The sequence below is a fragment of the Candidatus Eisenbacteria bacterium genome, from assembly GCA_016867715.1.
Classification (GTDB): Bacteria; Orphanbacterota; Orphanbacteria; order Orphanbacterales; family Orphanbacteraceae; genus VGIW01.
On sequence record VGIW01000136.1, the window covers coordinates 1 to 5,827 of the forward strand.

At 60.9% G+C, this 5,827-nt stretch carries 4 protein-coding genes; 2 read left to right on the plus strand and 2 right to left on the minus strand.

Translation table 11 applies throughout. The annotated features are described in order from the left end of the window. Positions 1-379: PPC domain-containing protein (locus FJY73_13795; GenBank protein MBM3321731.1), on the minus strand; the 379-nt coding region annotated here is incomplete at its 3' end. Between the two features lie 221 nt (positions 380-600). Beyond that, complete coding sequence (locus FJY73_13800; protein ID MBM3321732.1) at positions 601-1,317, minus strand: hypothetical protein; 717 nt, start codon at positions 1,315-1,317, stop codon at positions 601-603. 619 nt (positions 1,318-1,936) lie between these two features. Between FJY73_13800 and FJY73_13805 the strand changes: the two genes are divergently transcribed. Then, positions 1,937-4,870 (plus strand): CHAT domain-containing protein, encoded by a 2,934-nt coding sequence (locus FJY73_13805; GenBank protein MBM3321733.1) that lies wholly within the window; start codon positions 1,937-1,939, stop codon positions 4,868-4,870. 291 nt (positions 4,871-5,161) lie between these two features. After that, positions 5,162-5,728, plus strand: coding sequence for a sigma-70 family RNA polymerase sigma factor (locus tag FJY73_13810; protein MBM3321734.1), 567 nt, complete (start codon positions 5,162-5,164; stop codon positions 5,726-5,728). The last annotated feature ends 99 nt before the right edge of the window (positions 5,729-5,827 follow it).

Here is a 5,827-nt window from a genome sequence, read left to right on the forward strand (position 1 = left end):
TGTCGTTCCCCTGCGGAGCGCTCACCAAGATGTGGTAGCGGCCGGTCCCCGGAAGCGACGCATACAGATCGACCTGACCCCAACTCCCCAAGCTTCCCCCCACCGACGCAAGACGAGCTCCCGTCGAGTCGAACAGCTCCACACGCTTCTGAAAATCGTTCCCGCCCCCACCCGCACGAATGATCACCGAGTCCCCCGCAGCCCCGGTAAACCGATACGCGTCAACATCGCCCACGGGATCAATCTGCCCATGGACTACCGTGTCATAGACGATGTCGGTCGTGTCCGGGACGGTCGGACTCGCGTGGAGAGCGGCCGGAGCTGCAAGCGTGAGCGCGGAGAGGACGATCCGGGAGAGAGAACGCCGGAGAGCATTCATCGTGACTGCCCCCTTCCTTGGTGGAGAGAAGTTCCGGCGGTGGATTCAGCCGAACCCTTCTCCTGAGCCGTAGCCCGACCCGGTGTTGTAAGCGTGGTCCATTCGCATGAGGAAGGGCATCGCCGATCAGGCAGCGTCATTATACCATGCATGGATCTTGTGTCAATCCTGTTCGCCGTCGATGACGGACGCTGCTTTGGATCCCACTGGGCCGGCAACCGTTACGAATGGAATCGCCACCAGATCCCCACCAGGGGAAAGAAGAAACCATCACCGGCGGAGTAGTAGTTCAGGCCAAGCTTAAGACGGAACTTGTCCCAACCGAAGAGAACGCCGCCCGCCACGCGAACGCCGGAGAACGTCGCGTCGTATCCTACATCCGCAAGGAGACGCGTCAGGTCGCTCAGGGCCTGCTCGATTCCAACAGTAAGGCCTGTGCCGCTCGCCCATGCGGCCACTTCGACATCGTCGGTCTCGTAATCGGATCGAAAATAGGCGAACTGACCGGCGAGATGCCCCATTGTCCGCTCGCCAATCGATAGGCTCGCAGAGGCGTATGGGACCAGAGTCGTGAAGCTAGCCTCGTCCGTGCCCCATAGTCCGTTGCCATCCACCCTTAGGAGGTTCAAGGAGAAATGGGAGGCGCCGAGTCCGATCGCGACCGCGCGATCTTCGTCTTTCAAGAGGGAGAACTTCGCGTCTGCGTTTTTTACTTGGAATATCCACAAGAGAAGATTCGTGCCGAACTGAAGTTGTTCGGTCGCTCCGTAGTTGATCGAACCGATCCCCACCGTGAACTCCCCCTCGTGAAGCGTGTAGCCGGTGGGAAGGAAGGCGTTTGTCGTGATCGGGCGGCCCTCGAATCCCGCATCGACCGTCGACATGCACCCGGCAAGTACAAAGGTCACGAGTCGTAACGTCCTGATTCCGTTTCCCATTTTCCTTTTCCTCCTCCGTGTCCGGCCTCAACGGGCCGTGGCCCGTCTCACAGGGGCTGATGCTCTCGGATCTCTCTTCGACCTAGTAGTCGCCGGATGCATTGTGGTGTGACGGGAAGAAGCGAAACTTGCGAGAGACCCGGCTCAGAAACCCCCCGGAATCCGCAACCCCGGAGCGAGCACCCGGCCTTCCCTCGAGCGTGTGTTCCTGATATCATCGATCGCAACGGGAGGACCGAGGCCCCGGAACCGAAGGTTGACCTTCGCCCGGACCGGTGGGACGAACGACCGACAGGTCCGCGCGGGGCGAACATCATGCACGGTGCCCGGCGACTTTCGGGTGGGCGGAGGAGGAGACTTGTATCCTGTCCGATCTACTCCGATTAGACGGATCTCCTCGCCAAGACGGTCGGCGGGGAAGAACCTGGCGCGTATGATTGTTCTTCTCTTTGCCAGCCTCTTGTCGACGAACATCGCCCTTGGACAGCCCTGGTACGTTAACGACTCCCTTCTCAGCGAGATCAAGAATCTTCGGGCACGCGGTCGCTATTCCGAAGCGGCAGAGACCGCTCGTGCTCGCCTCGCGGGATTCGAGGCAGACTCCTCGCGAGAAGAGTGGATGATCGCAGACGCCCGAAGGCTCGCGGCAACCCTCGAATATGCGATGACGCTTCCGGAGAAGGCACAAGCGAATCTCGCGGAGGTGGATGCCCTCGCGTCCACCATCGAAGAGCACGGGATCCGTATGGACTGCGAATCCGGAGAAGAGGCCGCTCTCCGTCAGATGGAGATCAGAAGGAAAATCCTGGGCGAGGACCATCTGGAGACCGTTGAGTGTCTGGCCGCTCTGATTGTTTTCCATTCTTGCAGGGGGGATTTCTCCGGCGCTCGAGAGCTCGCAGAGAAGGCGCTGGAAACGAGCCGGAACGAAGTCGGGGATGAGCACCCGATGGTTGCCGGGCTCCTCTCCGATCTGTCCATGCTTGAGTTGGCGGAAGGCGATTACGAGAAGGCGGTGTCCCTATCCCGAGAGGCGCTGGGCCTTTATACGGACCTTGTGGGCGAAGGCGACCCCGGTTACCTCACCATATTGAACAACTACGGTACGGCGCTGGCGTATCAGGGGGACTTCGCGACCGCCGAGCCGGTCCTGCGAAAGGCGCTCGCGAAACGAAGAGAGCTCTTGGGCGAGGAATCTTACGACGTTGCGGTGGCTGCGATCAACCTCGGAGCTCTGCTGGACATGCGTGGCGATGACTACGAGGGAGAAGAACTCTACCGCGAGGCCCTGGAGATCTTAGAGAGAATCCAGGGCGAGAACGGTCTCGATTTCGCATCTTGCCTTGGGAATCTCGGCGTTCTACTCGTGGAACAAGGTGATTACGAACAGGCCGGCCCGGTCCTGGAGCGGGTTCTCCGAATTCAAAGAGAGAGCTTCGGGGAGAACCACCCTGACGTTGCCCTCGCCCTAATGAATGTAGGGGCGGTGCACCGGATGACCGGCAATCTCGAGAGAGCGGAAAGGTGCTTCCGGGAAGCACATGACATGAGAGAGAGGCTTTCGGGATCGTTTCATCCAGAAACCGTCAAGGTCCTCTTCAATCTGGCTTGTTGTCTTATGGACAAGGGAGAGTACACGCAAGCGGATTCCCTTTGCCGAATCGCCCTGGAGCGGAGAGAGGCGTGCCTGGGAAGAGAGCATCCGGAGATGGTCTTGACCGGGTCGACCCTCGGCCGCCTCAGGAGAATCCAGGGAGACATCCTGGCGGCCGAGGATTTCTTAGCTCATGCTTGCGAGGCATTCGAAGCCGGACGGTTGCGCGCGGGTCGCGGAATCGAGCGAGCAACCTTTGCCGTGTCTCCCTATGAGGAACTCGCTGCGGTGCTGGTCGGATTGGGGAAGACGGACGAGGCCTGGGAGGCAGTGGAGAGAAGCAGGGGACGCGTTCTCGCCGACCTTCTTATGGTCGTCGACCAGAGACCCCTCGCCGCGGAGGAGAAGGCGATCGAGGACTCTCTCTTGAACGATCTGGGGGCGCTCCAGGACATGCTGGCTGCGTGCTACGATCGGGCCGCCCGGGATTCCTCGGACTCGTGGGATCGAGAGGCTCGAGCGATTCGGACCAGGCTGCTCCGAGCCGAAGCCTCCCTGGCCGAGCATCGACAGGCACTCTCCCTCAAGTACCCGGCCTTGGAAGGCGGATCGTTCGACCGATCGCGCGTGCAGGCGTCGTTGAGACCGGGAACGGCAATCGTGGGCTGGCTCGAGGATCCGTGGCCGGGGCCCGACTCCCTCGGCGCGGCGTGGGCCTATGTCGTCCGCGACCAAGGCGATGTGAAGTGGTTCCCGATGGAGAACATCGGGAAGACCGACCGACGAGAGCGGATCCGTAACTACCGAGACCGCATAAGAAGTACGCGAGGCCCGTTCGCAAGAGGACCCGACCTTGTCGAGGAAAGCACGAGACTCTATCGAGAACGCTTCACGCCAATCGAACCCGCTCTGTCGGGCGTGGACCGCCTCGTCATCGTTCCATCCCGAGAGATGATCGGCGTTCCCGTCGAGACCCTCGTCGATACCGAAGGCCGTTATTTGTGCGATCGGTTCGAGATCCTGTACGCTCCCTCGGCAACCGTCTTCGCGTGGATCGCGGAGCACGCCAAGGCCGATCGAGACAGGAGAAGACAGAAGCTCCGAGCGCTCTTCGTCGGGGACGCGCCGTATCGGGAGGAGCATCTTGCCTGGGTCTCGCCAAGCTCGCGGGATCCGATGCGGTCTCCCGCGCCCGAGCACGAGGCGGGATCCGACTCGACATGGCAATCCGACCGTGAGCTCGCGGAAGGAGTGCGTGGAGGGAGAGCGGAGGCCCTGATGGCGCTTCCACGACTTCTTGGATCGCGCCGAGAAGTGGAATCGTCGGGCTGTCTGTTCGGAGATCGAGTCGATGTCCTATTGGGCATCGACGCCTCGGAGCAGTCTCTTCTCGATTGGTCCGGCCGCTTGGATCGGTACAGCGTGATTCACCTTTCCGCGCACGTCGTCATGGACAACCGCCGTCCCGAGAACAGCGCTCTTATCCTCTCGCAGGTAGGACTTCCCGACCCGTTCGATCGAGCGCGAAAGGGAGAGCGGATCCTCGACGGGAGATGGACCGCGAGGGAGGTCCTTCGCGAGTGGCGGCTTGCGGCGGATCTCGTGGTGCTGAGCGCGTGCGAAACAGCCCTTGGGCAGGAAGTGCCGGGAGAAGGTTATGTCGGCTTCTCTCAGGCTTTTCTTCTAGCCGGCGCGCGCAACCTGGTCGTTAGCCTCTGGGAGGTGGACGACGCGTCGACGTCGCTCCTCATGGAATCGTTCTATCGGCATCTTCTCGACACGGAAACGAGCGGCGACGCACGCGCTGTTCCGGAGCCCGCCATCACGGGAAGCGCGGTTGCTTCCGCACTCCGCCGAGCCAAGCAAGTAGTCCGTGATTTCGGCACGCACGATTCGAAGCGTCTCTACGCGGATCCTTGGTACTGGGCCGGCTTCATTCAAGTGGGGTCGTACGAATAGCCCGCCTCGCGGGCCAGAGCTCCCGTATCCCGCGGCTTATCGTCACAGATATCCTCCTGCGGCGACTTATCTTTCGGGGTCCGCGAGGACCCGCGGAGTTTCGCAATGACGGCAAGCCTATGCGGCTATCATTCCATCTTGAAGAGACTTCGCGGAGTCGTCTATCCTGATCTTCGTGAAGACGGCCGATTGTCCCTCGACAATCTCGAACGAAACTTCGGCCGGGGTCGCCGACAGGAGCCGTTCGCTCGGGCCGAACCTGTGCGGTGCCCCATCGGCCTCGCTGAAGTGATGTCTGACGGGAAGATCCTACACGAGCAGGAAATCGACTGGGGAAAAGCTCGAGAGACGATCCGGCGCGGGATCCGTTATCGACTCGGCGTGGCCGAGTCGCCGGATCTCGAAGACCTTACTCAAGAATCCGTCATCCGTCTTCTGCGAGCCGTGCGGAGAGAGGGGGCAACAAACACCAGTGCCCTTATTGCGGTGATTGTTGGGCGGGTCGTCGCCCAGTACCTGAGATCCCAAACCCGAAGACGCCTGCGCTTCAAGCCTCTCGAGTCGGAAACGGTAGATGCTCTGGACGCGGATTTCCGCTACGCTCCGGACCACTTCGGGGATCCTCTCGAAAGGCTCGAACTCATCGTGATCGAGGTCTTCCACCGGTATCGTTCATCCTGTATCGAGCTGGCTCGATTCTACTTCCTCTCCCGCGACTGGAAGAGCGTCGCGGAAGAATTGGGCGTTCCTCACGACGCGGTTCGCGCTCGCTGGAAGCGTTGCGTGGAGCTTCTCCGGAAAGTGATTCGTGCAGACTCAAGCGAGGGACTCCTTTCGCGCTGGGCGGAGGGTTACTAATCAGAGCATAATATGGTTGACAGATGGGGACCTGGGTTGTATACTTGTAGACATGAAGAGGCCGGATGCGCGATCCCTGCCTGCGAATGCCCAAGAGGA